Below are 23,874 nucleotides of genomic sequence, written 5' to 3' on the forward strand. Positions count from 1 at the left end.
GCAAGCTCTGCGGAATTTGCAATAAACCGCTTCTGCATCGCCCATTTGTGCGCCCTTGCACTTGGGCCGTGCCGGTACAGTAGCCCGAGGGGTCATCCACCGAGCGGCCCGACAAGACCGCCAACGCTCGTCTCCTGCACCTGCCCACATCCGAATGGGAGTATCGCACATGACAATATCCACGCTACGCGCCCTGCAGCTTTCCACCCTCGCCCTGCTGATCGGCAGCGCCGCCCCCTCATGGGCAGCAGACTCGATCACCTTCGTCTCCCAGGGAGGCGCTTACCAGGACGCTCAAAGCAAGGCGATTCTGCTACCGGCCGCCAAGGAACTCGGCCTGACCCTCAAGCAGGACAGCTCGCCCAAGGCCTACCCAATCATCAAGACCCAGGTGCAAAGCGGCAACGTCAGCTGGGACGTGGTAGACCTGCCTACAGGCGACTGCATTCGCGGCGAAGAGGAAGGCCTGTTCGAGAAGCTCGACCTCGCGCTGATTCCAAACGCCGCGCAATTGCCAACAACCCTCAAGGATGACTACAGCGTCGGCTATATCAGCTATTCCACTGTGCTGGCCTACCGTACCGACACCTTCGATAAGGCCAGCGCCCCGAAGACCTGGGCCGATTTCTGGAACACCGACAAGTATCCTGGCGCGCGCTCCCTGCGCAATTTACCGCGCCCAACCCTGGAGATCGCCCTGCTCGCCGACGGCGTAGCCCCGGACAAACTCTATCCGCTGGACGTTGATCGCGCGTTCAGGAAGCTTGAGCAGATCAAGCCGCACATCGCTACCTGGTGGACCTCGGGCGGGCAATCGGCGCAACTGATCAGCGACGGCGAGGTAGACATGATCCAGGCCTGGAACGGACGTATCACTGCCGTGCAGGCCGACGGCGCCCCGGTGGCCTTCAACTATGACCAAGGCATTCTCGAAACCAATTCGCTGTGCGTGCTCAAAGGCAGCAAGCACCGTGAGGCGGCGATGAAGTTCGTCAATGAACTGATCGACGCCCGCCTGCAAGCAGCCCTACCGCTGATCATCGACTATGGCCCGCTCAACCCCAAGGCCTTCGAGACAGGCTTGATCCCCGCCCAGCGTGCCGAGCAGTTGCCCTCCTCGCCAGACAACCTGAAACGCCAGGCCTTGCTGTCAGCTCAGTGGTGGGCGTCGGCTGAAGGGGTCAAGGCTGAAGAACGCTGGCTGTCGTTCGTGCAGAAGAACTGACCGGAGGTCGACATGAGCAATGCGTATCTCGCCCAATCTGTGCTGGACTCAGGCCCGAGCCCTGCGCCCATGACCACCCCCGAGGCGCTGCGGCGTGAAGAGCGCAAGGAGCACACCAACATGCTGCTCCTGCTGCTGCCGGCGCTGCTGATGGTCGTCGTGCTGCTGATCCTGCCCCTGGCCTGGCTCGCCCTGCAATCGGTGCAGGGCGACGAGGGCTTCACCCTGGCCAACTACCTGCGCATCTTCGAGGAGCGTATCTACTGGGACACCTTCGCCCTGACCTTCAAGATCAGCCTGATCGTCACCGTGCTGTCGATCTTGCTGGGTTTTCCCATCGCCTACGCAGCCTCGCGGCTGCCCGGGATTTGGGGCAACCTGATTCTGGTATGCGTGATCATCCCGTTCTGGACCAGCGTGCTGGTGCGCTCCTACGCGTGGCTGGTGCTATTGCAGCGACGCGGGCTGGTCAACCAGGCGCTGCTCGACCTGGGCTTGATCGATAAACCGCTGAACCTGATGCACAACACCACCGGCACGGTGATCGGCACCCTGCACGTGATGCTGCCGTTCATGGTGTTGCCGCTGTACGCGGTGATGCGCAAGATTCCCCAGGACCTGCTGCAAGCCTCCAGCAGCCTTGGCGCCTCGCCGTTCTATTCGTTTCGCCGGGTGTTCCTGCCCATGGCGGCCCCCGGGGTCATGGCGGGCTCGATCCTGGTATTCGTGATCTGCCTGGGCTTCTTCATCACCCCCGAATTGCTCGGTGGCGGGCGCACCATCCTGGTGTCGATGCTGGTGCAGCGCAACGTCGAGCTATACCACGCCTGGGGCGCGGCCAGTGCCGTGGGTCTGGTGCTGTTGCTGGTGGTGTTCCTGATCTTCTGGGGCATCAACCGCTTCATCCCGATCGAACGTGTCCTGGGAGCGCGCTGACATGAAAAGCCTGTTGTCCAACCTGCGCATCGCGAACCTGCTGTTCGGGCTGCTGGTGGTGCTGATCCTGGCCTACCTGATCGTGCCGGTGCTGATCGTGGTGCCGATGTCGTTCTCCGAGGCGCGCTTCCTGCAATTCCCGCCCAAGGCGTGGTCGCTGAACTGGTATGCCGCGTTCTTCCAGAGTATCGAATGGATGAGCGCCGCGAAGGTCAGCCTGATCACCGCCGTGGCCACCACCGTGGTATCGCTGCCGGTCGGCATGGCGGCGGCCTACGCCATCAACAACTCAACGCTCAAGGTGATCCGTACCCTGCAGATTGTCCTGCTCATGCCAATGATGGTGCCGATCATCCTGATCGCCGCCGGGGTGTTCTTCGTCTATGCCCGGGTCGGGTTGGTCAGTTCACTAATTGGCCTAGTCCTGGCGCACATCATGCTGGCCCTGCCCTACGTGATCATTGCCCTGCTCGCGGGGCTGCGCAACTTCGACATGTCCCAGGAAATGGTCGCTCGCAGCCTGGGGATGAACCGCTTTCGCGCGTTCATGGCGGTGACCCTGCCGCAGATCAAGCCCAGTGTTGTTTCCGCCACCCTGTTCGCCTTCATCACCTCGCTGGATGAAACCGTGGTGGCGCTGTTCATTTCCGGCGGCGACAACCAGACCCTGACCAAGCGCATGTTCACCGCGCTGCGCGACGAGATCGACCCGACCATCGCCGCCATCAGCTCGATGCTGATCCTCGCCTCCCTTCTGCTGGTGGTCATCGCCGGGCGCAACAAACAGGCCTGAGCCACCTGCCGTCACGCCATGCAGCGTGGCGGCAGGACCTGCTGCAACCCTGCACATTTCGGCATCTCTGACTGCCCGCCCTGGCCAAGTTGGCATCGGGCGCTGGCATCGGCTTTTTACAATATGTCCATCACGGCAACCGGTTACAGGTATTTCCCATGTTGAAAACCCAATTGCGCGACCCGTCCCTGCTGGTGGAAAAGGCGTACGCCAACGGCGTGTGGATCGACGCTGACGATGGCGCCACCCTGGCGGTCGTCAACCCTGCCAACGGCCAGACCTTGGCCCAGGTGCCGGCCCTGGAGGCCAGCGAAACCCGCCGCGCCATCGCCGCCGCCGAGGCCAGTTTCCAGGCCTGGCGCGAGGTGCCGCCGGCCGATCGAGCCAAACTGCTAGAGGCCTGGCATCAGGCGATCCTGGCCAACCAGGACGACCTGGCGGTGATCATGAGCGCCGAGCAAGGCAAACCCTTGGCCGAAGCCCGTGGAGAGATCGGCTACGGCGCAAGCTTCGTCAAATGGTTTGCCGAGGAAGCCCGGCGCATCTACGGCGACAGCATTCCGGCCCCGACTGCCGACCGGCGCATCCTGGTGCTCAAGCAGCCCGTCGGTGTGGTGGCCGCCATCACCCCATGGAACTTCCCTAATGCGATGATCACCCGTAAGTGCGCTCCGGCGTTGGCGGCAGGCTGCACCATCGTGGTCAAACCCTCGGAACTCACGCCGCTGTCAGCCTTGACCTTGGCCGTACTGGCCGAGCGCGTCGGCATCCCGCCCGGTGTATTCAACGTGCTGACCGGCCTGCCAGCCGGGGTGGGCAGTGAACTGACCGGCAACCCGAGCGTGCGCAAGCTGTCGTTCACCGGCTCCACCCAGGTCGGCCAACTGTTGATGAGCCAGTGCGCCACCACCATCAAGCGACTGAGCCTGGAACTGGGCGGCAATGCGCCCTTCATCGTGTTCGACGATGCCGACCTTGAATTGGCGATCCAGGGCGTGATGCTGAGCAAGTTCCGCAATGCCGGGCAAACCTGCGTCTGCGCCAACCGCATCCTGGTCCAGGACGGTATCTACGAACGCTTCGCCGAACGCCTCAGCGCCGAGGTGGCCAAGCTCAAGGTCGGCGATGCCTTCACTCCAGGCGTCACCCTGGGGCCGCTGATCAACGCCGCTGCGGTCGACAAGGTACGCCGGCACATCGACGACGCCGTGAGCAAAGGCGCCTCAGTGATCGCGGGCGGCCTGCCCCAGGGCGACGGTCTGTTCGTGCAACCCACCGTGCTGCGCGACGCCAGCCCAGACATGCTGCTGGCCAGCGAAGAAACCTTCGGCCCGGTGGCGCCGCTGTTTCGTTTCCAAAGCGAAGACGAAGCGTTGGAAATCGCCAACGCCACGCCGTATGGCCTAGGCGCGTACTACTTCACCCAGGACATGCGCCGCGCCTGGCGTGTGGGTGAGCGTTTGGAATTCGGCATGGTCGGCCTGAATACCGGGGTCATCTCCATGGAGGTGGCGCCGTTCGGAGGCATGAAGCAATCGGGTAGCGGGCGCGAGGGCTCCAAGTACGGGTTGGAAGAATTTCTCGAGATCAAGGCCTGGCACATAGGCGGCCTGGGCTGAGTCGCTGACAGCAGATCTGACTTTTGAACCGGCTTAAAACAGCACGTAGCGGTTGGGTGGCTGTGCTCAGATGGGCACAGCTCGCTTGCCCCGTTGCCTTGTGCAGGAGAATTCACGATGCAGTTCACTGATGGTTTCGAATCGGTCACCGTTCATCAGGTAAGCAAACACTACGGCAATCTCAAGGCGCTGGACCAAGTCGACCTGAAGGTCGAAGCCGGTGAGTTCATGTCGCTGCTCGGGCCTTCAGGCTCCGGCAAGACCACGCTGCTGAGCATTCTCGGTGGTTTCTTGCGGGTCAGTTCGGGCAGCATTTTGTTCGGCGAGCGCGACGTCACCCTGATGCCGCCGAACAAGCGTGAGATCGGCGTGGTGTTCCAGAATTACGCACTGTTCCCGCACATGAGCGTGGGCCAGAACGTCGCCTTCCCCCTGCGCGCCCGCGGTATCAGTGCCAAGGACAGTCGCGAGCGGGTGGCCAAGGCCCTGGCCACCGTGGAGCTGGGCGGTTATGAAGACCGCGCCATTGCGGCATTGTCCGGCGGTCAGCGTCAGCGTGTGGCCTTGGCCAGGGCGATCGTCTTCGAGCCCAAGCTGATCCTCATGGACGAACCCCTCTCGGCCCTGGACAAGCAACTGCGCGAGACCATGCAGATCGAACTACGCGCCCTGCACAAGCGCCTGGGCGCGACGATGATCTATGTCACCCACGACCAGCGCGAAGCCCTGACCATGAGCGATCGCATCGCGATCATGCGTGGCGGCAAACTGGTGCAGGTGGACACTCCACGCAGGCTGCATGACCACCCGGCCGACGACTTCGTGGCCAGCTTCATTGGCGAAAGCACCCTGGTGCCGCTGCAACGCAATGCGGCAGGCCTGAGCCTGGGCGCGGCGACCCTGCGCACCAGCCGCGAGATACCGGCCAGTGGCGAGCTGTTCCTGGCGCTGCAATCGGAAAAGCTGCTGCTCGACACCGGTGACGCGGGGCCTGAGTGGAATCGCTTGCACGGGCGGGTTTCCGACATCGTGTTCCAAGGCGAGAGCTTGAAGGTGTTCGTAGACCTCGATGGCGGCCCGACGGTCAGCCTGCGCCAGCCCAGCCACCATGAAGGCAATCTGAGCTTGCCGGCGATCGGTGCACCGCTGTGGATGCGCCTGCATCCGCAAGACACCATCGTCGTGCCGCGCGCCAGGGGCTGATGGCGTTGCTCAGGGCCTGTGGGCGTCACGGGCTTGCCTCGACAGGCAAGCGCTGACCCCGCAGCGCCTCCCCAGAGCCCCCAGCGTAATATTTCGCAACCCTCGCCCAAAACAACCGATCCCGCCACCTGCCCCCTCAACTTCAGCGCTTGTCACGCTGGCCAGTCCTTATCCTGATATCCAACCCAGCCCCACTGATTGACCCTGGAGATCACGATGAATCCACCCCTGAGCGAAAACCAACGCCTGCTCGCCTGGCGCGACGAAAATGTGCCACGCGGCATCGCCACGGCCCACCCGCTGGTGGCAGCCCGCGCCAGTGGCGCTGAGCTGTGGGATGTCGACGGCCGCCGCTACCTGGACTTCGTCGGTGGCATCGGCGTGCTGAACACCGGCCACAACCACCCCAAGGTGGTCGAGGCAGTGCAGCGCCAGGTCGAGCAACTGTCCCATGCCAGCTTCCAGGTGGTCGCCTACGAGCCCTACATTGCCGTCGCCGCGCGGCTCAACGCGCTGGTCGGCAACGGCGAGCACTACAAGAGTGTACTTTTCACCTCCGGCGCCGAGGCGGTCGAGAACGCCATCAAGATCGCCCGCGGCTACACCAACCGCCCTGCGGTGATCTCGTTCACCGGGGGCTTTCATGGCCGCACCCTGCTGGGCGTGACCCTGACCGGCATGAGCCAGCCCTACAAGCAGAATTTCGGCCCCTTCCCCGCCGAGATCTACCACGCCACCTACCCCAATCCTTATCGGGGCATCGACAGCCAGCAAGCCCTCACCCGTCTGGACGAGCTGTTCGCCACCGATGTCGCCCCTGACCGTGTGGCGGCGATCCTCATCGAGCCAGTGCAAGGTGACGGCGGCTTCATCGCGGCCCCAAAAGCCTTTCTGCAAGGGCTGCGCGAACGCTGCGACCAACACGGCATTGTGCTGATCCTGGATGAGATCCAGGCAGGCTTTGGGCGCACCGGCAAGATGTTCGGTTTCCAGCACGCCGATATCCAGCCCGACCTGGTCACCGTCGCCAAGAGCTTGGCCGGCGGTATGCCGCTATCGGGCGTGGTGGGTCGTGCAGCGATCATGGATGCACCCAGCCCGGGCGGTCTGGGCGGCACCTATGGCGGCAATGGGGTAGCCTGCGCAGCGGCGTTGGCGGTGCTGGATCTGTTCGAGAGCGAGGATCTGCTGGCCCAAGGCGAAGCGCTCGCCGAGCAGCTGCATGCAGGGCTGCTGCGCTTGCAACGCGCCCACCCAAGAATCGGTGAAGTCCGCGGCCTGGGCTTCATGCAGGCAATAGAAATGGTCGCAGGCGATGCCGCCAATACCCCGGACGCCGCCCTCGCCCAGCGCGTGATCGACCAGGCTCGCGAGGCGGGCTTGCTGGTCATCAAGTGCGGTGTGCAGCGCAACGTGGTGCGGTTCCTCGCGCCACTGGTCACCACCCAGGCGCAGCTGGCTGAAGCCTTGCAGATGCTTGGCCAGGCGCTGGATGCGGCAGGCGCCTGAGTGCTCGCCATGGGCCGGCACGGCCCTTGGCCCCTCGGATGGATCCGTCTGACACCCACAGGAGTTCCCTAGCATGAAAATCACGCAGTACCAGGCACTCGGCCTCTCCTACGCCACCCTGGTTGACCGCGAACGGGGCATCCTCGAAGGCTTGCGCCCTCTTGCGGTTCAATCTGCGCAGCCGGTCGATGACCACCAACTACTGGACGCCTACCGCGACCTCAGCCAGCAACTGGCGCCCATGGCCAGCAGCCCAGCGGCGTTGCATGGTCAGTTGTACCAACGCCTGGCGCGGCAATTGCTTCTGATTCCTGATTGGGATGCCAGCGTGGCCTTCGGTAACGCAGGCGCACACTGGCCGATCTATGAAGATGCCCCAGGAGCCTTGCAGTACCTGGGCAAGTTCTACCGCCTGATCCTGATCGCCCCACGCCAGGGTATCGATATCGACAGCCTGACCTGCCGCCTGCCGATTACCTTCGATGCCATTGTCCAGCCAATCGACGACGACTGGCGCCCGGCCTTGGCACAGGCACTGCAAACGATCAAGGTGTCACGGATGGACATGTTGCCGGTGCGCAGCAGCGAGCCGGACGATCCGTGGAACAGCCTGGTGGACTTCCCCCTGTGTACCCTGCGGCGCAGCCAGGCCCAGCCCTGGAACCTGTCGAACTCGGCACTCGATGCCAAACGTTGTGAATACGCAAGCCTGGCCGACATGGCCCATGCCCACCAACGGGCATTACGGGCCTGAGGCCGGCGCCCTGCACTGGCAATCTCTGAGGAGTCAACGATGGACGCGTCAACCAAACTCGATCGCATCGACATCAACATCCTTGTCCAGTTGCAAAAGGACGGACGCATGACCAACGTCAGCCTCGCCGAAGCCGTGGGGCTGTCGCCCAGCCCCTGCCTACAGCGGGTCAAGCGCCTGGAATCGGCGGGCTACATCAGCGGCTACGAAGCTCACGTCAACCTGGCCAAGTTCGCCAGCTCCGTGACGGTGTTCACCGAGGTCACCCTGTCGGACCACAAACGCGCGGATTTCGTGAAGTTCGAATCGAGCATCCGCAACATCGACGAGGTGCTGGAATGCCACCTGATCAGCGGTGGCTATGACTACCTGGTGCGCTTCCTGTGCAGCAGCATCCAGCATTACCAGGACCTGATGGAGTCGATCCTGGACAAGGACATCGGCATCGAGAAGTACTTCAGCTACATAGTGATCAAGTCGCCGGTGGTCAAGAGCAGCGTGCCGCTGCGCAGCCTGGTCAAGGCGGTGTGACGCGAATCACGTGGGAGCGCCGAGGCTCCCACGAAAGCCCAGGCTGCGGTTCAACCTAGGATGCAATAGACCTTGCGTACCAGCGTCTGGCTGGTCCACGCATTGGTCGCGCCTGCCGGCACCACCAGCGTTTCGCCAGCGCACACCCTATGCTCGGCACCATTCGCCTCGATCAGCGTGAGTTGCCCCTCGATGATAAGCATCAGCTCGCTATAGCCTGGCTCCACCTGCCGCCGCGCGTAGGGCTCACAGGCCCAAACCCCGATACGTAACGGCCCCTGCTCGAAGCCCGCCTGGCTCCAGGCATTGGGCGTCGCGCTCAGCAACACCTCGGCAGGCGGCGGGCTGCAAGGCTGCAACTCGCCCCACAGCTCGAGCTTGAGCGGATGAGCGTGGCTAGGCTCACCTGAAAGCCGCTCGAACGCCATGTACACATAGCGCAACCCCTCGCCGGCCTGCCAATCCACGGCCACGCCTTGGGGGACCACGAAGCAGTCGCCGGCCTGCACGTGCAGGTCGAAACCCTGGCCGCTCAGCCGTAGCTCGCCTGCTTCGACGATCCCCAGTACTACGCCGTCCAACCCAGGCGCGCCGTCACCTGCGTAGCGTCCGACCCGATAACCGCGTCCTGGTTGATGAACCTCACCCGCCAAGGACGGGGTGTAATGCAGAATCTGCGCCATGAAACCTCCTGGTCAACGGCCGATGGCATCGAGAAACTGTTGCCAGCCTGCTGCCAGGCGCACGCCCGGCGCACGGAAGGCATGCAGTGGTATGGGATTAAGCCGCTCGCCGGCAAGCAGGCGCAGGTCGGGAGTCTGGCCTGCGGTCAGTTCCGCCAGGCGCGCGCCCATGTAGGTGGACATCGCCACCCCGCCGCCGTTGTAGCCGATAGCGTAGAAACAACGCGCGTGCAACTGGCCGGCATGCGGCAACCCATCCAATGTCATGCCTACCAACCCCGACCAGCGATAGGCAATGGGCTGGCCGCGCAACTGTGGGAAAATCTCGACCATATTGTCTTGCAAGGCCTGGTAGGCAGCATCGCTGCCATCCTTGCCGAACGCGCCACGGCCGCCGAAGATCAGCCGGTCGCCAATCACCCGGAACCAGCGCAGCATGCGCTTGGTGTCGCCACACACCTGCCCGCCGGGCAGCAAGCTCGCCAGCAGTGCAGGCGCCAACGGTTCGGTGGCGATGATCGCGCTGCAAAACGGCACGATGCGCCGGTGCAGCGGGCCGGTGACGGGGGTGAGATCGGAATAGGCGTTGGTGGCGTAGACCAGTTGCCGTGCTCGTACTCGCCCCTGCGCAGTGTCCACCACCACCCCGCCACTGTCGCAGGCCACACGTAAAGCGGGGCTTTCGACGCACACCTTGACGCCACGGGCATCCAGGTGGCGGGCCATGCCGCGAGCGTAATTGAGCGGATGCAGGCCGCCCGCCTTGGGCGTCAGCATGCCGCCGCTGAAACGCCGGGAGCCGGTCATCTGCGCCACTTCATCGGCATTGAGCATCACCGAACTGCGCTTGCCGGTTTCGCGCTCGATCCACGCAGCAGTGCCCTTCAGACCCTCCAGGGCCTTGTCGTTGTGCGCAGCCGCCAGATGACCATTTAGGATCAGGCCGGCCTCGCTCAACCCCAGGCTGTCGACCGTCTCGATCACGCTGTCGACCGCCGCATAGCCGGTACGATACAGGTGCAGCGCGGTGTCGCGGTCGAAGCGCTGCATGACGCTCTGGAAGCTGACGCGAAACTTTGGCGATACCACGCCGCCATTGCGCCCGCTGGCACCTGAGGCCAGGCAACCGGCCTCCAGCACCAACGGTTCGCGGCCACTGTCGGCAATATGGCGGGCGGCCGACAAGCCGGTGTAGCCGCCACCGATGATCACCACATCGCACTGCCGCTCGCCGTGCAGGGGCGTCAGCGCTACGGCGGGCTCGGCGGTGGCGGCCCAAAGAGAGGGGATATTCATGGGGCAAAGGTCCGTAAAGTCGTGGCATTGGGGCCGCAAGACGGCCCCGTCTCAGTTCAGCCCAGCTCTTTTTCCACCGCATCGGCCAACTGCGCCAACGACGTGAAGTGGTAATGCGGCTCGGTACGCTCGGACTCCAGCGTGCCGCCGGTGCCTTTCTGGGCGTGACGACGCTCGATCCAGCACACTTGGTAACCCAGGCGTTTGGCAACGCCGATATCGTGATACTGGCTCTGGGCAACGTGCAGGATCTGTTCGAATACGATGCCCTGGGTGGCCAGCACGCCGCGGGTGTAGGCGAAGAATTGCGGGTCGGGTTTCTCGAAGCGCACATCGTCCACGCTGACCCTTACATCGAACGGCTCGCCCAGGGTGCGGGCCATGTGGTTGAGGGCCCAGATCCGCGAATTGGTGGTGGCCACCAGCTTGAAGTGCTTGCGCAGGCGCTGCAAGGCTTGCACCGAATCCGGGAAGGCCGGGAAGTTTTCCACCGACAATGCCAGGCCTCGGGCGTATTCGACGCTGTCGGGCAGGTTCAGCTTGGCTGCGATACGGTGGTAGCAGCGCTCCAGGTCATCCGGCCACCAACCGGCATCGGACTCGGCGCGGGCTTCACGGTAGGCCTTGAGAATGTCGTCGTCGCTGTAAGGCCTGGCGGCCTCGGCGACCACGCCACGAACATGATTGAGGATGCCAGCCTCGAAATCGATCAGGGTACCGACGACATCGAAGGTCAAGGCTTTGAATGGCTTGAAGGACATGGTGCGCTCCGCTGGTGTGGGTGACGGTGTGGGGAAAGTATCCGCGTCCCGGCCTGCGCCAATGTTCCGTTTTGACCGCACCTGGCAGGCACAACCTGCCGTATTTGTCGCGACGGCCAGGCGAATGTTGCGTCGCGCTCTGGCAAGCTGGTGCCTTCTGACCGCCATCCCCGCAAGCGAGGCACCATGACCCTGCTGTTCAAAGTCGACCCGGATCGAGGTCGCGCCTGGAAAGCGCTGTTCGCCGAGCACGCCCCCGATATCGAGGTGCGCTTGTGGCCTGAAATCGGTGATCCCTCGCAGATCCGTTACCTGGCCACCTGGCAGCCTCCCGAGGATATCGCCGGGCACTTCAGCAACCTGCAAGTGCTGTTTGCCACGTCTGCCGGCGTCGATCAGTTCGACAGCAACGCGCTGCCACCGAGCGTGCAGATCGTCAGGATGCTCGACCCCGGTATCGTCCAGGGTATCGTCGAGTACGCCACCCTCGCGGTGCTGGCCTTGCACCGCGACCTGCCTCTGTACCTGGACCAGCAGCGCCAGGGGCTTTGGCAGGTGCAGCAGAATGTGCCGGCGGCGCAACGGCGGGTAGGCGTCATGGGGCTGGGTAATCTTGGCCAGGCAGTGTTGCGCCAGTTGCACGGGTTCGGTTTCGCGCTGCGCGGCTGGTCGCGTTCGGCCAAGCAGATCGAGGGTGTCCAATGCTATGCCGGTGACGCAGGCCTGCCGGGCTTTTTGGCCGGTTGCGATATCCTGATCTGCCTGTTGCCGCTGACCGCGCACACAGCCGGTATCCTCGACGCACGCCTGTTCGACGCACTGCCGCGAGGGGCCAGCGTGGTCAACCTAGGGCGCGGCGGTCACCTGCGTGAAGCCGACTTGCTGGCCGCGCTGGACAGCGGCCAGCTGCGACGCGCCATCGTCGATGTGCTGAGCTGCGAACCGCCAGCACCCGACCACCCCTTGCTACATCACCCCAAGGTATGGGTGACGCCGCATATCGGCGCGGTGACTCACCCGGCCTCGGCTTTTCAGGTGTTGCTGGATAACCTACGGCGGCATCAGCGCGGCGAGCCGATGCAAGGACGGGTATCGCGCGAACGCGGGTACTGACGTGTACAACGAACTCAAGCGCTGGTGACTGAGTCTAGGGCACCGGGCGTATCGACGTCTTGCAACACCCCGGCATCCTCGGTCTGAAGTACCCTCACCCGCTCTGGATAGCGTTGCAGGACCGAGCGAGCACCTTCATCACCCGCGAGCCGAGCCAACGCCGGCCACAACTCGCGGCCGAACAGCACCGGATGGCCATTGCGCCCCTGGTGCCGGGCTACGACAATCGCGCCGGGGTTGGCAAGCGCCAACAGTTCGCGCAAGGTGTTTTGTTGTATCCAAGGCATGTCGCCGAGCACGATAGCCACGGCCTGCGCAGGGCTGTCGGCCAACGAGGCGACGCCTGCCGCCAGGCTGTGCCCCATGCCCAGCATGGCCTGCGTGCCTATGACCACCCGGCAGCTATCGGGCAAGCCCAGTTGCGCTGCCGTTTCGCCAGGGCGCAACACCACGCGTACCTCATCGAACACTGCCAGCGCCCGCGCGACGCTGTGCTGCAACAAGCTGCGGCCATCGGCCAGACACGCCCTGCGCTTGTCGCTGCCAAAGCGCGAACCCTGCCCCGCCGCCAATACCAGCGCGACGACGGTCATCGCGCCTGGCACTTGTGCACGGCAACCCGCGAACCCATCGCAGCGCGCTGAAAAATATCGGTTCTTACGCTTTCAAGCATGGCCAGGTCATCGATCTTGGGGGTATGCGGCGACACTAGCACAGCGATGTTGCGCTGGCAGCCACCCTGGGCGATGCCAGATAAAGGCAATATGCCACTAGTCATTCTGCTGTCATGTTTCTGTCGTATTTTTCAGCCTTCACCCAAGGTCGGGGATAACGCAGTGATCCGCCGTTCACGCTCGCGCGCAGGGCTGTTGCCGCTGCTGCTATTGATGCTGTGTGCTCTCACCCTCACCTTCCTGTGGGGCCTGCACATCAGCCAGAAAGCTGCCACGCGTCAGGACGCGCTGTCGGCAAAAGCCGCCGAACACCTCAATCTGGCGAGCATGGTCGCGGAAAACCTGCGTCAACTGGTAGACCGTGCCCAAGCCGTAGGGCGTGTCACCCAGGACGACATGAGGCGCCTGCGCCAAGGCAACCTGAGCTTGGCACGCATTCTTGCCGAAGACCCAGTGTTCAAACGCATGAGCCTGTACGACCGTCACGGCCGGCTGCTCTCCTCCAGCCACGCCGATGGGCCCGAACAGCTTCCAGCGGCCTGGCGCGAGCAGCTTGAGCGGCATGTCGCGCGCTATGGGTTCAAGGCCTTCATGCCGCGTGGCATGCCCGCCTCGCGTGCCTCGGTACAACCCAATTGGCGCTTGCCGTTCCTGCTGCCGCTGACCGACCTGCCAGGTCGGGAAATCGACACCATTCTGGTAGTTCAACTGGACATCGGTTACCTGGCCTTGCTGTTCCAGCACATCGACTTGGGCCGAACAGGCATGATGCGCCTGCTTCAGGACGATGGTCAGGAGCGCTTGCGCATCGACACCAGCGGCGTGGTGGTGGCCGGTGAGGCCCTCGCGCCGGATCTGCCTGACAGCGGCGAGACATCTGGCGCGCTCACCCAGTACAGCCTCCAAGGGCCTTATCAAAGCCTCTACCGACGTGTGCCCGAGCGCGGCTTCAGCGTGGTGGTCAGCCAGCGCAACGACGAAATCCTCGCCCCCTCGACACTCAGCACCCACCGCCAGTTTTGGCTGAACCTGGTCATGACCTTGCTGATCCTGGCCAGCCTGGCGTGGTGCATGCGCCTGCTGCGCAAGCGCCAGGAGGCTTTTGGCGAACTGGAGCGCACCCAACAGGTCAACCAGCAACTGATCGGCCGCCTGGAGGAGGAACACCGGCGCAGCAGCCATGCCGCCGCCACCGATCACCTGAGCGGGCTGCACAACCGCCGCCAGTTCGTCGAAGTGGCGGCAAAGGCGCTGACCCAACAGCGCGGAAAACGTCGGCTGATGGCGATCCTGTTCATCGACATGGACCGGTTCAAGTCGATCAACGACTCCCTGGGCCACAAGATCGGTGACTTGCTGCTACAGGCGGTGGCCGGGCGTATCCAGCATATGCTGGAGCCTGGCGATGAGGCCTCACGCTTTGGCGGGGATGAATTCGTCGTGCTGCTGGCCGGCGAACGTGGCGAGGAGCAGATCGATGCCTGGGTCCGGGCGTTGGTCAACAAGCTTTCGGCCACCTATGCGCTGGATGGCCAGGAGGTCAACACCAGCCCCAGTGTCGGGGTCAGCATCTGCCCACGTGACGGCCAGGACATCGACACCTTGATCCGCTGCGCGGATGCCGCCATGTACTCCGCCAAACAGGCCGGGCGCGCCCAGTACCGATTCTTCGACCCGTCGCTGAACCTGTCCGACATTCAGGCCTTCACCCTCGAACAGACTTTTGGCAACGCCCTGGCCGAGCGCCAGTTCGTTTTGCATTTTCAACCGCAGATTCGCCTGGATACCTTGCAAGTGCTCGGCTACGAAGCCCTGGTGCGCTGGCAACACCCCGAATTCGGCCTGCTCTACCCGGACCGTTTCATTGAAATGGCCGAGCGCAGCGGCTTTATCGTCGATCTGGGCTGGGAAGTGCTGCGCCTGGCCTGCGAGGCACTGGCCCTAGGCGGCGAACAGTGGCGCGATACGCGCCTGGCAGTGAACGTTTCGGCCTTGCAGTTGCGTCAAGCCGACTTCAGCGATCGCCTGCTGGCAGAACTCGACGCCTACGGCTTCGCCGCGCAGCGCCTGGAGCTGGAAATCACCGAAACCACCGTGCTCGACCCAGAGGGCACAGCCGTGGAGCACCTTCATCGTCTGCGCGCGGCAGGTATTGGCATCAGCCTCGACGATTTCGGCCGTGGCTATGCAGGTTTTGCCCACCTGCAGGCGCTGCCGCTGTCCAAGCTCAAGATCGACCGGGCGCTGATCGCTCCATTGTCCAACAGCTACGACGACAGCCCGATCGTGTCATCAACCATCATCCTGGCCAAGCGCCTGGGCCTGGAAGTGGTCGCCGAGGGGGTCGAAACCCGCGAGCAAGTGGTGTGCCTGAAGCTCGCTGGCTGCGACATCGCCCAGGGCTACCACTTCAGCCGCCCCCTGTCCTTGGCCCAGTTGCACGATTACCCTCCGTTCAGCGGTGCCGAGGAAAAGGCATGCGTGTATTGAAAACCTTCGCCAGCGTGGCGCTGACGCAACTGCTGGCGATGGCCGCTCAGGCCAACTGCACACCCCACAGCCTGCGCCTGGCGGTGATCCCGATCAAGGACGTGCAGGCCATGACCGACGAGCATCAACCGCTGCTTAAGCGCCTGAGCGAAGCCGCTGGCGTGCCGGTGGAACTGGTGATCAGCGCGTCCTACGAAAGCGTGGTGGATGCTATCGTTTCCGGTGGGGCCGACCTCGCCCGTCTGGGCCCGGCGTCGTACATCATCGCCCACCAGCGCGACCGGCGTATCGAGCCGTTCGCCACCTTCACCCTCAGCGCTGGCACCTATACCCCGGCAGGTAACCACTACCAAGCCTTGCTATTGACCCGCGCAGACGGGCCGTCCGATCTCGATAGCCTGCGCGGTGCGCGGGTGGCATTGAGCGACCCGGCCAGCACCTCCGGCAGCCTGGTGCCCAGCGTGGAGTTCGCCAGCAAGGTCGGCACCCCGTTGCAGGGGTACTTCAATTCGCTGGTGTATGCAGGTAACCACGACAAGGCATTGGACGCGTTGCTCGAAGGCCGGGTGGACGCGGCCTTCGTCGCCAGCGAGCGCGCCGATGCGTATTTGAAGGCGCACACCCTCGACCCCAGGCGCTTGCAGGTACTATGGCGTTCCGCGCCGATCTATTACGACCCTTACGTGTTCAGCGCAGGCCTGTGCCCGGCGCTCAAGCACAAGCTGCGCAAGGCCATGCTGGCAGATCCCGAGGCACTGGCCGAGTTCGTCGCCTCCCAGGACGCCACCGGGCTGGTCCCCGTGGCGCACAAGGAATATGCCGGTCTGGAAAAGATGATGGAAACATCGCTGCGGCCTGGCCAGCCACATCCTTGAACAAGGCCGCTAGCCCCGATCAGCGGGCGCTGGCGGCCTGCCATAACCTGGCCACATCCGCCGCCCGCGCCTTGAGCAGCCCCTGGGCATCGGCACACGCCTGCTCCAGGCTCATCGGCCCACTGGCCAGGGCAAACGCGGCGTCGATGCCGTGTGCATACAGCTGCTCGTAACCGGCCCCCAAGGTTCCAGCCAGTACCACCACCGGCACGCCATGCCGTTTGGCCACCCGTGCCACGCCTAATGGCGTCTTGCCGCGCAGGGTCTGGGCATCGAAGCGCCCTTCCCCGGTGATCACAAGGTCGGCACCCTGGACCCGCGCATCCAGCTCAGCCAGCTCTGCAACCACCTCCACACCAGGGCGGAACCGCGCCCCCATGAACGCCTTGGCAGCAAAGCCCATGCCGCCCGCCGCACCGCTACCGGGCTCATCGCGCCTATCGCTGCCCAGTAGCCGCGCGCAATGGTCTGCGAAATGCCCCAGGGCCTGGTCAAGCCACTGCACCTGCTCGGGGTTGGCGCCTTTCTGCGGACCGAAGATCGCCGAAGCCCCACTGGGCCCACACAGCGGGTTGTCGACATCCGCAGCGACCTCGACCTGCACCTGGGCCAGGCGCGGATCAAGGTCGCTGGCATCGAGGCGCGCCAGTTGCGCCAGCGCCAGGCCACCCTCGGCCAGCGGCTGGCCGTCGGCATCCAGCAAACGCAGGCCAAGGGCCCGCAGCATGCCGCTACCACCGTCGTTGGTCGCACTGCCACCGATAGCCAGGACGATACGCCGGGCACCGGCGTCCAACGCCGAAGCGATCAGTTCGCCAGTCCCCCAGGTACTGGAGCGGCAAGCATCACGCTGGTGCCCCGGCACCAGTTGGATGCCGCTGGCCTGGGCCATTTCGATCACTGCCGTCTGGCTCTCGGGCAGCCAGCCCCAGCTGGCCTGGACGTTACCGCCGAGCGGTCCGCGCACGCTCTGGCGACGTTGCTCGCCGTGGCTTGCGGCAACGATTGCCTCCAGCGTGCCTTCGCCACCGTCAGCCATCGGCACCTGGACCAACTCGGCCTGCGGCCACACCTCGGCAAGGCCGCAAGCGATGGCACAGGCGACACCGGCAGCATCGAGGCTGTCCTTGAACGAGTCGGGGGCGATCACGATTTTCATGGGGAATTCTCCTGTCTTGTACCGCGCATGCTGACAGTTGCGTGACAGGGTGGCGTCGGTCGGATGCACAAAGCCGCGCGCCGGTTGTTTGGGCAGATGCCTGTCCGGGTGAGCGCGCTTACCCTGCCGGCAATAACTGCAGCCCCAAGTACAAACTCAGCATGCCTTCCATGCGCAACGGATCCACCTCCCCTACCTCGGCGATCCGCTCCAGCCGATAGCGCAGGCTATTGCGATGAATCCCCAGCGCATCGGCACACGCCTGGCTCTGCCCGTCATGCGCGCACCAGGCGCGCAGCGTATTGAGCAACTGGCCGCTGTTGTCCTTGGCACGAATACGCAGCAGTGGCTCAAGCAACTCATCCAGCGCATCGTCGTTGCGGTGGCGCCACAGCAGTGCCGGCAGGCGGTAACGGGCAAGGCTGAGCAGGCGCTCCTGCGGCAGCACTTCGCGCCCGTAGGCGAGCAGGTCGCGCACCCGTCGGTAACCGCGGCGTAACTGCTCAAGGCTTTGCGCCGGGCTCCCCGAGGCCAGCCGTTCGACGTCCCAGCCATGGCGCTGCAAGCGCTCGAGCAGGCGAGCCTCGTCCAACGCCGTGGACGCCGGGCGGCACCATAGCAGCGATTGACGCGCGGGGCTGACACACCAGCTGTCTGGAAATCGGCTCAGCAGCCACGCCGCCAGGCTTTCAGCCGGGGGACCGGATTGGAGTTCGAGCAGACAAGGCACCCGTGGCAGGTTGGGTTTAAGGCCAAGCTGCTGCGCTTCATCCACCAGCCTGGGCGAATCGCCTGTGCCACCGAGCAGCAAGGCCAGCAAGTCGTCGCAGCGCTGACGGCGCCATTGCTGCTCCACCTGCAAATGGCGCTGGGCCAGGAGCATCTCTGCGGTCATGCGCACCAGCTCGCCATAGGTACGCAGCTGCCGCGGATCCCCCGTCAGGCCTAGCACGCCGATCAGCCGGCCATCGAGCATCAGCGGCAGGTTGACCCCCGGCTGCACGCCCTTGAGGCACTTGGCCGCGTCGTTGTCCAGCTCGACGATACGCCCGTTGGCCAGCACCAACTGGGCGCCTTCATGGCGGGTGTTGATACGCTCAGGCTCGCCGCTGCCCAGGATCAGCCCCTGGCTGTCCATCACATTGACGTTGCACGGCAAAATGGCCATCGCCCGATCGACGATGTCCTGGGCCAGCTCGTGGTCCAGTTCGAACATGCACAGATCCTTGAGGTTTGGTCGCCAGCACAGCAGGCTGCGGCCAACGCTGTGCAAAAGCACAAAGACAGCCGCGCTACACTGCCCGAGACTCATCGGGCGAGCGCCGGCTACAGGCGACGCGGCGATAACCATAACAAAAGAGACCCCGATCATGGCACACAGCCCCGCCCTTGACCAAGGCAACGACGTCACCCGCAACGCGCTGTACCGGCGCATCACCCTACGGCTGATTCCGTTCATTTTCATCTGCTACCTGTTCAACTACCTGGACCGCGTCAACGTTGGCTTTGCCAAGTTGCAGATGCTCGACGCGCTGAAGTTCAGCGAAACCGTCTACGGCCTCGGCGCCGGCATCTTCTTCATCGGCTATGTGCTGTGCGGCCTGCCCAGCAACCTGGCGCTCAATCGCTTCGGCCCACGGCGCTGGATCGCGGTGATGATGATCGCCTGGGGTAGCCTGTCGACCTGCCTGCTGTTCGTCACCACCCCCACCGAGTTCTACACCCTACGCTTGCTCACTGGCGCCGCCGAAGCCGGCTTCTTCCCGGGCGTCGTGCTATACCTCTCGCGCTGGTTCCCGGCGGCCCGGCGTGGCCGGATCATGGCGTTGTTCATGTCGGCGATCCCGGTTTCCGGCCTGCTCGGCGGGCCGTTCTCGGGCTGGATCCTGGAGCACTTCGGCGCAGGCCAAGGCGGCCTTGCCGGTTGGCAGTGGATGTTCCTCATCCAAGGCCTGCCGACCGTGGCCCTGGGGGGATTGGCCGTGCTGCTGTTGAGCGACGGTCACCACAAGGCCGCATGGCTAAGCCCGGCCGAGCGCCAGATGATCGAAACCGACCTGGCCACCGATGCTGCCAGCAAGCCGTCCACTAGCGGCGATAGCGTGCTGTCGGTGTTGACCAACCCGCTGATCTGGACCTTCGGTTTCGTCTACTTCTGCATCCAGAGCGGCGTGTACGCCATCAACTTCTGGCTGCCGTCGATCATCAAGAACATGGGCTTCGACAACCCGCTGCTGATCGGCTGGCTGAGCGCCATCCCGTACCTGCTGGCAGGGGTGTTCATGATCCTGGTGGGCCGTTCGGCAGACCTGCGCAACGAGCGCCGTTGGCATCTGGTGGTGCCGATGCTGATGGGCGCACTGGGCCTGCTGATCGCGGTGAACTTCGCCGCCCAGCCAGCCGTCGCGATCCTTGGCCTGTCCATCGCCACCATGGGCGCCCTCACCGGCTTGCCGATGTTCTGGCCGATGCCCACCGCGCTGCTTAGCGCCAGTGCCGCCGTGGCGGGTTTGGCGATCATCAACTCGGTAGGCCAGATGGCCGGTTTCCTGAGCCCCTACCTGGTCGGCTTCATCAAGGACCAGACCGGCTCCACCGACGCTGCGCTTTACACCCTGGCGGCGCTGATCGTGATCGGCAGCCTGGTGGCCCTGCGCGTCTCGCGCGCAGGCAACACCGCCCTCGCCGGCGCGCGCTGATACCCCCCTGCCCGCTCCCACGCGATGGGAGCGGGCTTGCCCACGATGGCTTCGGATCTGGCACACTCTCCTGGCCCCCGCCACGGACCGCGCGCATGCTGATCGACGAAGAACTCACCCTGAAGAAACTCGAAACCTTCCTCGCCTTCATGCGCACCGGCAACCTCGGCCGCGCCGCCGCCGCGCTGTCCACCAGCGCGGTCAGCGTGCACCGCGCGGTCCATTCGCTGGAAAGCGCGTTGCGCTGCCCGTTGTTCAAGCACGAAGGCCGCCAACTGATTCCACTGGAAAGCGCCTACGTGCTGGAGAAAAAGGCCCGCCAGCTGATCCAGGATGCCGAACAGATGGTGCGCCAGACCCGCGAAGCCGCAGGCTTCTATGCCGAGCGTTTTCGACTGGGCGCGTTGTATTCGCTGACGGTCAAGACCGTGCCCAAATTGGTGATGGGCCTGAAGCTGCGCCGCAGCGAACTGAACATCGACTTGACGTTGGGCTCGAACATCGACCTGCTGCAGCGCCTGAAAAATCACGAACTCGACGCGATCCTGGTCTCGCTGGACGAAAGCGTCAGCGACCCGGCATGTGAGCATTTGCCGCTGTTCTCGGACGATATTTTCCTTGCCGTGCCCACCGACTCGCCGTTCGCCGACCAGGACGAGGTCGACCTTGCAGACCTGGCCGACTCCACCTTCATCACCCTCACCCAAGGTTTTGCCACCCACCGCGACGGCGCGCGGGTGTTCCAGCAGGCAGGCTTCGAGCCAAAGGTGGCGATGCAGGTCAACGATATCTTCACGTTGCTCAGCATGGTCAGTTCGGGGGTCGGGTTTGCGTTGCTGCCGGGTCGCATCGCGGCGGTGTATGAAAACCGCGTGAGGTTGATCGCGCTACAGCCCCGGTATCGGTTGCAGCAGCATATCGGGGTGGTGTTTCTCAAGGCGCGGGAGCGCGAGCCGAACCTGTTGGCGTTGTTGGCCGAATGCCGGATGTACAGCCGGGAGGTTTGATTGGGCGTAACTGTCTTGCTCAATCGCGATCCCTGTAGGAGTTCACCCAGCCCTGCCGGGCTGCGCTGTCGTGCAGAGAACTGATTTCGCAAGCGCGCCGCGTACCCTGTGGGAGCGGCGGTTCGGCGCCCCGACTTGCCCGCGAAGCAGGCGACTCGGTGTATGGCACCGGCTTCGCCGGTGTTCGCGGGCAAGCCCGCTCCCACAGGTCCCTGCTAAATCAAAAAGTTATGTGTAGTTCTATGAGAGCGGCCTCGTGCCGCGAACACCGGCTTAGCCGGTGCCATGCGGCGCGGTGGATGGCACCGGCTAAGCCGGTGTTCGCGGCACGAGGCCGCTCCTACACAGGTGCCGCTGACAACCTCAGAGCTTGGCTTGCACCTCGCGCCAGCAGCCCTGCTCCAGCCCTTCGATCGTCCAGTCGCCAATCCTCACCCGCACCAGGCGCAAGGTCGGCAGGCCCACCGCCGCCGTCATGCGCCGCACCTGGCGATTGCGCCCTTCGCGAATCACCAGTTCCAGCCATGCGGTCGGCACGCTCTTGCGAAAGCGTACGGGCGGATTGCGTGGCCACAGTTCAGGCTCCTCCAGCAAGCGTGCCTCGGCCGGCAGGGTCGGGCCATCGTTCAGCTCGACGCCCTCACGCAGGCGCTGCAACTGCTCGGCGTTCGGTGCACCTTCCACCTGCACCCAATAGGTCTTGGCCAGCTTGTGCTTGGGGTCGGCGATGCGCGCCTGCAAGCGCCCGTCGTTGGTCAGCAGCAGCAGACCTTCGCTGTCGCGGTCCAGGCGCCCGGCCGGGTAGATGCCGGGTATGTCGATGAAGTCCTTGAGCGTGGCGCGGCCTTCGCCATCGCTGAACTGCGTGAGCACATCGAACGGTTTGTTGAACAGGATCAAGCGCGGCTCGGCCGGCGGCGCCTTGGGCTGGCGCCGTGGGCCGGCAGGACGCGCCGCCGGGCGGCGCGGGGTGTGGCGGGGAGGCAGGGGCATGGATCCTCAGCGGAACGGCGGCTCATCGAAGCTGCGCAGTTTACGCGAGTGCAGCGAGTTGAGCTCGGTACGCAGCAAATCCAGGGCGGCAATGCCGATCTTCAGGTGCTGGCTGACCGCGCGGTTGTAGAACGCATTGGCCGAGCCCGGCAGCTTGATCTCGCTGTGCAACGGCTTGTCCGAAACGCACAGCAAGGTGCCATACGGCACACGCAGACGGTAGCCCTGGGCGGCGATGGTGCCGCTTTCCATGTCCACTGCCACCGCGCGCGACAGGTTGATCAGCGGACGCTCCTGGGCCCAGCGCAGCTCCCAGTTGCGATCATCGTAGGTCAGCACGGTGCCGGTCCGCAGGCGCTTCTTCAGCTCCTCACCACGCTCGCCGGTGACTTGCGCAGCCGCTTCCTGCAAAGCCAGCTGTACCTCGGCCAGGGCCGGGATCGGAATGTTCGGCGGCACCACGCGATCAAGAATGCCGTCGCGGCGCATGTAGGCGTGGGCCAGTACATAATCACCAATGGTCTGCGACTGACGCAGGCCGCCACAATGGCCGATCATCAGCCAGCAGTGCGGACGCAACACGGCCAGGTGATCGGTGATGTTCTTGGCATTGGACGGGCCGACCCCGATGTTGACCAGCGTCACGCCATCGCCGTCACCGGCGATCAGGTGGTAGGCCGGCATCTGGAAGCGATGCCAGACCACCCCAGCTACCAAGGCCTGGGCTTCGCCGTTGTCCATGCCCTTTTCGATGACCACGTTGCCCGGCAGGACCATGCGCACGAAACGCGGATCCTCGCGCAGTTGTTCAAGGCCATGGGCGATGAACTGGTCAACGTAGCGGTGGTAGTTGGTGAGCAGGATCCACGGCTGCACATGCCGCCAGTCGCTGCCGGTGTAGTGCACCAGGCGACGCAGCGAGAAATCCACACGGGCCGCGTCGAACAGTGCCAGCGGCAGGGTTTCGGCGCGCTCCCAGTCGTACAGGCCATCGGCAATATCGTCGGTGGCTGCCGACAGGTCGGTGCTGGGGAACACCCGCGCCAACTGCGCGGCGGTGATGCCGCTGCCCGCCAGCTCGTCGCCCTGCTCGACCACGTAGGGGTACGGGATGCTCTGCTCGCTGACACCCACTTCCACCGTTACGGTGTAGTCGTGCATCAGCGGACGCAACTGTTCCAGCAGGTAGCTGCGGAACGCGGCCGGTTGCGTGACGGTGACACTGTAGGTGCCATCGACCTGAACCTTGGCGTACGCACGGGTAGTCGCGGCAACCTCGCCGAGGCTGTGGTAAGTCAGGCGCAGGGCGGGATAACGAAACAGCGTACGTGCTTGCTCATCAGGCTCGGTGCGATCTTTGAGGTAACGCTTCAGGGCCTGGCTGAGCGCCCCGGTGGCTTGTTCATGCAGGGCCGCCAGACGGTCGACGGCCTGTTCAGGGGTGGCAACGACTTCAAACACTTGGCTCACGCTGGGCTTCCTGTCTTTTGCACATGCTTGCCTGGCATCTTGCCTGCGTTGCGCGGCAAATACACCCCCGGCAAGCGGCCACGG

21 protein-coding genes are annotated in these 23,874 nt (G+C 64.3%); 13 read left to right on the forward strand and 8 right to left on the reverse strand.

The features are described 5' to 3' along the window. The first annotated feature begins 169 nt into the window (after positions 1 to 169). From ACNFIC_RS03305 to ACNFIC_RS03340, 8 genes are all read left to right on the forward strand, one after another. The gene (locus ACNFIC_RS03305) at positions 170 to 1,225 is read left to right on the forward strand and encodes an ABC transporter substrate-binding protein (RefSeq protein ID WP_416779892.1); all 1,056 of its coding nucleotides are present in this window, start codon (positions 170 to 172) and stop codon (positions 1,223 to 1,225) included. Positions 1,226 to 1,237: 12 nt separating this feature from the next. Continuing rightward, positions 1,238 to 2,161, forward strand: a complete 924-nt coding sequence (locus ACNFIC_RS03310) for an ABC transporter permease (RefSeq protein WP_416779894.1) — start codon at positions 1,238 to 1,240, stop codon at positions 2,159 to 2,161. Position 2,162: 1 nt separating this feature from the next. Next, a complete protein-coding gene (locus ACNFIC_RS03315) occupies positions 2,163 to 2,954 on the forward strand; it encodes an ABC transporter permease (RefSeq protein WP_416779896.1) in 792 nt (263 codons plus the stop codon). 158 nt (positions 2,955 to 3,112) lie between these two features. Then, positions 3,113 to 4,573, forward strand: a complete 1,461-nt coding sequence (locus ACNFIC_RS03320) for an NAD-dependent succinate-semialdehyde dehydrogenase (protein WP_416779898.1) — start codon at positions 3,113 to 3,115, stop codon at positions 4,571 to 4,573. Positions 4,574 to 4,690: 117 nt separating this feature from the next. Beyond that, positions 4,691 to 5,776, forward strand: coding sequence for an ABC transporter ATP-binding protein (locus ACNFIC_RS03325; protein WP_416779900.1), 1,086 nt, complete (start codon positions 4,691 to 4,693; stop codon positions 5,774 to 5,776). Positions 5,777 to 5,992: 216 nt separating this feature from the next. Further along, complete coding sequence (gene gabT, locus ACNFIC_RS03330; RefSeq protein ID WP_416779902.1) at positions 5,993 to 7,285, forward strand: 4-aminobutyrate--2-oxoglutarate transaminase; 1,293 nt, start codon at positions 5,993 to 5,995, stop codon at positions 7,283 to 7,285. A gap of 73 nt (positions 7,286 to 7,358) precedes the next feature. Further along, a complete protein-coding gene (locus ACNFIC_RS03335) occupies positions 7,359 to 8,039 on the forward strand; it encodes a hypothetical protein (RefSeq protein WP_416779904.1) in 681 nt (226 codons plus the stop codon). 39 nt (positions 8,040 to 8,078) lie between these two features. Further along, positions 8,079 to 8,570, forward strand: coding sequence for an Lrp/AsnC family transcriptional regulator (locus tag ACNFIC_RS03340; protein WP_416779906.1), 492 nt, complete (start codon positions 8,079 to 8,081; stop codon positions 8,568 to 8,570). Between the two features lie 50 nt (positions 8,571 to 8,620). Here the strand turns inward: ACNFIC_RS03340 and ACNFIC_RS03345 are convergent, their stop codons facing one another. Genes ACNFIC_RS03345 through ACNFIC_RS03355 form a run of 3 tightly spaced genes read right to left on the reverse strand, consistent with a single transcriptional unit; the run spans position 8,621 to position 11,310 of the window. Then, on the reverse strand, positions 8,621 to 9,253 hold the full coding sequence (locus tag ACNFIC_RS03345; RefSeq protein ID WP_416779908.1) for a cupin domain-containing protein: 633 nt from the start codon (positions 9,251 to 9,253) through the stop codon (positions 8,621 to 8,623). A 12-nt stretch (positions 9,254 to 9,265) separates the two neighbouring features. After that, positions 9,266 to 10,549, reverse strand: a complete 1,284-nt coding sequence (locus ACNFIC_RS03350; RefSeq protein ID WP_416779910.1) for an NAD(P)/FAD-dependent oxidoreductase — start codon at positions 10,547 to 10,549, stop codon at positions 9,266 to 9,268. A gap of 56 nt (positions 10,550 to 10,605) precedes the next feature. Beyond that, positions 10,606 to 11,310: an HAD-IA family hydrolase gene (locus ACNFIC_RS03355; RefSeq protein WP_416779912.1), complete on the reverse strand. Its 705-nt coding sequence runs from the start codon at positions 11,308 to 11,310 to the stop codon at positions 10,606 to 10,608. 186 nt (positions 11,311 to 11,496) lie between these two features. Between ACNFIC_RS03355 and ACNFIC_RS03360 the strand changes: the two genes are divergently transcribed. Beyond that, the gene (locus ACNFIC_RS03360) at positions 11,497 to 12,423 is read left to right on the forward strand and encodes a 2-hydroxyacid dehydrogenase (RefSeq protein ID WP_416779913.1); all 927 of its coding nucleotides are present in this window, start codon (positions 11,497 to 11,499) and stop codon (positions 12,421 to 12,423) included. Between the two features lie 14 nt (positions 12,424 to 12,437). Here the strand turns inward: ACNFIC_RS03360 and ACNFIC_RS03365 are convergent, their stop codons facing one another. Next, entirely contained in the window at positions 12,438 to 13,016 is a 579-nt protein-coding gene (locus ACNFIC_RS03365; protein ID WP_416779915.1) for a nucleotidyltransferase family protein, read from the reverse strand. A gap of 243 nt (positions 13,017 to 13,259) precedes the next feature. Between ACNFIC_RS03365 and ACNFIC_RS03370 the strand changes: the two genes are divergently transcribed. After that, the gene (locus ACNFIC_RS03370) at positions 13,260 to 15,587 is read left to right on the forward strand and encodes a putative bifunctional diguanylate cyclase/phosphodiesterase (RefSeq protein ID WP_416779917.1); all 2,328 of its coding nucleotides are present in this window, start codon (positions 13,260 to 13,262) and stop codon (positions 15,585 to 15,587) included. Continuing rightward, on the forward strand, positions 15,575 to 16,462 hold the full coding sequence (locus ACNFIC_RS03375; protein ID WP_416779919.1) for a phosphate/phosphite/phosphonate ABC transporter substrate-binding protein: 888 nt from the start codon (positions 15,575 to 15,577) through the stop codon (positions 16,460 to 16,462). Before ACNFIC_RS03370 ends, ACNFIC_RS03375 begins: the two co-directional genes overlap by 13 nt. 19 nt (positions 16,463 to 16,481) lie before the next feature. Here the strand turns inward: ACNFIC_RS03375 and ACNFIC_RS03380 are convergent, their stop codons facing one another. Both ACNFIC_RS03380 and ACNFIC_RS03385 read right to left on the reverse strand, forming a co-directional pair. Continuing rightward, positions 16,482 to 17,621 (reverse strand): glycerate kinase, encoded by a 1,140-nt coding sequence (locus ACNFIC_RS03380; protein ID WP_416779921.1) that lies wholly within the window; start codon positions 17,619 to 17,621, stop codon positions 16,482 to 16,484. Between the two features lie 118 nt (positions 17,622 to 17,739). Then, positions 17,740 to 18,837, reverse strand: a complete 1,098-nt coding sequence (locus ACNFIC_RS03385; RefSeq protein WP_138217839.1) for a sugar diacid recognition domain-containing protein — start codon at positions 18,835 to 18,837, stop codon at positions 17,740 to 17,742. Positions 18,838 to 18,991: 154 nt separating this feature from the next. Here ACNFIC_RS03385 and ACNFIC_RS03390 point away from each other — a divergent pair, with 154 nt between their 5' ends. Further along, entirely contained in the window at positions 18,992 to 20,320 is a 1,329-nt protein-coding gene (locus tag ACNFIC_RS03390; RefSeq protein WP_416779923.1) for an MFS transporter, read from the forward strand. Positions 20,321 to 20,415: 95 nt separating this feature from the next. Continuing rightward, a complete protein-coding gene (locus tag ACNFIC_RS03395; RefSeq protein WP_138217841.1) occupies positions 20,416 to 21,327 on the forward strand; it encodes a LysR substrate-binding domain-containing protein in 912 nt (303 codons plus the stop codon). 363 nt (positions 21,328 to 21,690) lie between these two features. On the opposite strand, the gene ACNFIC_RS03400 is transcribed toward ACNFIC_RS03395, so the two are convergent. Further along, a complete protein-coding gene (locus ACNFIC_RS03400; protein ID WP_416779925.1) occupies positions 21,691 to 22,320 on the reverse strand; it encodes a pseudouridine synthase in 630 nt (209 codons plus the stop codon). A gap of 6 nt (positions 22,321 to 22,326) precedes the next feature. Next, entirely contained in the window at positions 22,327 to 23,790 is a 1,464-nt protein-coding gene (gene amn / locus ACNFIC_RS03405; RefSeq protein ID WP_138221416.1) for an AMP nucleosidase, read from the reverse strand. Positions 23,791 to 23,874 lie beyond the last annotated feature (84 nt).

Origin of the sequence: Pseudomonas sp. NY15463 (assembly GCF_048068415.1) — a bacterium.
In the GTDB taxonomy this organism is placed as follows: Bacteria; Pseudomonadota; Gammaproteobacteria; order Pseudomonadales; family Pseudomonadaceae; genus Aquipseudomonas; species Aquipseudomonas mosselii_C.

What these genes read in the sequence shown, in the direction of transcription:
- ACNFIC_RS03305 (WP_416779892.1), top strand. Translation starts at nt 170, where the DNA reads ATGACAATATCCACGCTACGCGCCCTGCAGCTTTCCACCCTCGCCCTG.
- ACNFIC_RS03310 (WP_416779894.1), top strand. Translation starts at nt 1,238, where the DNA reads ATGAGCAATGCGTATCTCGCCCAATCTGTGCTGGACTCAGGCCCGAGC.
- ACNFIC_RS03315 (WP_416779896.1), top strand. Translation starts at nt 2,163, where the DNA reads ATGAAAAGCCTGTTGTCCAACCTGCGCATCGCGAACCTGCTGTTCGGG.
- ACNFIC_RS03320 (WP_416779898.1), top strand. Translation starts at nt 3,113, where the DNA reads ATGTTGAAAACCCAATTGCGCGACCCGTCCCTGCTGGTGGAAAAGGCG.
- ACNFIC_RS03325 (WP_416779900.1), top strand. Translation starts at nt 4,691, where the DNA reads ATGCAGTTCACTGATGGTTTCGAATCGGTCACCGTTCATCAGGTAAGC.
- gabT (WP_416779902.1), top strand. Translation starts at nt 5,993, where the DNA reads ATGAATCCACCCCTGAGCGAAAACCAACGCCTGCTCGCCTGGCGCGAC.
- ACNFIC_RS03335 (WP_416779904.1), top strand. Translation starts at nt 7,359, where the DNA reads ATGAAAATCACGCAGTACCAGGCACTCGGCCTCTCCTACGCCACCCTG.
- ACNFIC_RS03340 (WP_416779906.1), top strand. Translation starts at nt 8,079, where the DNA reads ATGGACGCGTCAACCAAACTCGATCGCATCGACATCAACATCCTTGTC.
- ACNFIC_RS03345 (WP_416779908.1), bottom strand. Translation starts at nt 9,253, where the DNA reads ATGGCGCAGATTCTGCATTACACCCCGTCCTTGGCGGGTGAGGTTCAT.
- ACNFIC_RS03350 (WP_416779910.1), bottom strand. Translation starts at nt 10,549, where the DNA reads ATGAATATCCCCTCTCTTTGGGCCGCCACCGCCGAGCCCGCCGTAGCG.
- ACNFIC_RS03355 (WP_416779912.1), bottom strand. Translation starts at nt 11,310, where the DNA reads ATGTCCTTCAAGCCATTCAAAGCCTTGACCTTCGATGTCGTCGGTACC.
- ACNFIC_RS03360 (WP_416779913.1), top strand. Translation starts at nt 11,497, where the DNA reads ATGACCCTGCTGTTCAAAGTCGACCCGGATCGAGGTCGCGCCTGGAAA.
- ACNFIC_RS03365 (WP_416779915.1), bottom strand. Translation starts at nt 13,016, where the DNA reads ATGACCGTCGTCGCGCTGGTATTGGCGGCGGGGCAGGGTTCGCGCTTT.
- ACNFIC_RS03375 (WP_416779919.1), top strand. Translation starts at nt 15,575, where the DNA reads ATGCGTGTATTGAAAACCTTCGCCAGCGTGGCGCTGACGCAACTGCTG.
- ACNFIC_RS03380 (WP_416779921.1), bottom strand. Translation starts at nt 17,621, where the DNA reads ATGAAAATCGTGATCGCCCCCGACTCGTTCAAGGACAGCCTCGATGCT.
- ACNFIC_RS03385 (WP_138217839.1), bottom strand. Translation starts at nt 18,837, where the DNA reads ATGTTCGAACTGGACCACGAGCTGGCCCAGGACATCGTCGATCGGGCG.
- ACNFIC_RS03390 (WP_416779923.1), top strand. Translation starts at nt 18,992, where the DNA reads ATGGCACACAGCCCCGCCCTTGACCAAGGCAACGACGTCACCCGCAAC.
- ACNFIC_RS03395 (WP_138217841.1), top strand. Translation starts at nt 20,416, where the DNA reads ATGCTGATCGACGAAGAACTCACCCTGAAGAAACTCGAAACCTTCCTC.
- ACNFIC_RS03400 (WP_416779925.1), bottom strand. Translation starts at nt 22,320, where the DNA reads ATGCCCCTGCCTCCCCGCCACACCCCGCGCCGCCCGGCGGCGCGTCCT.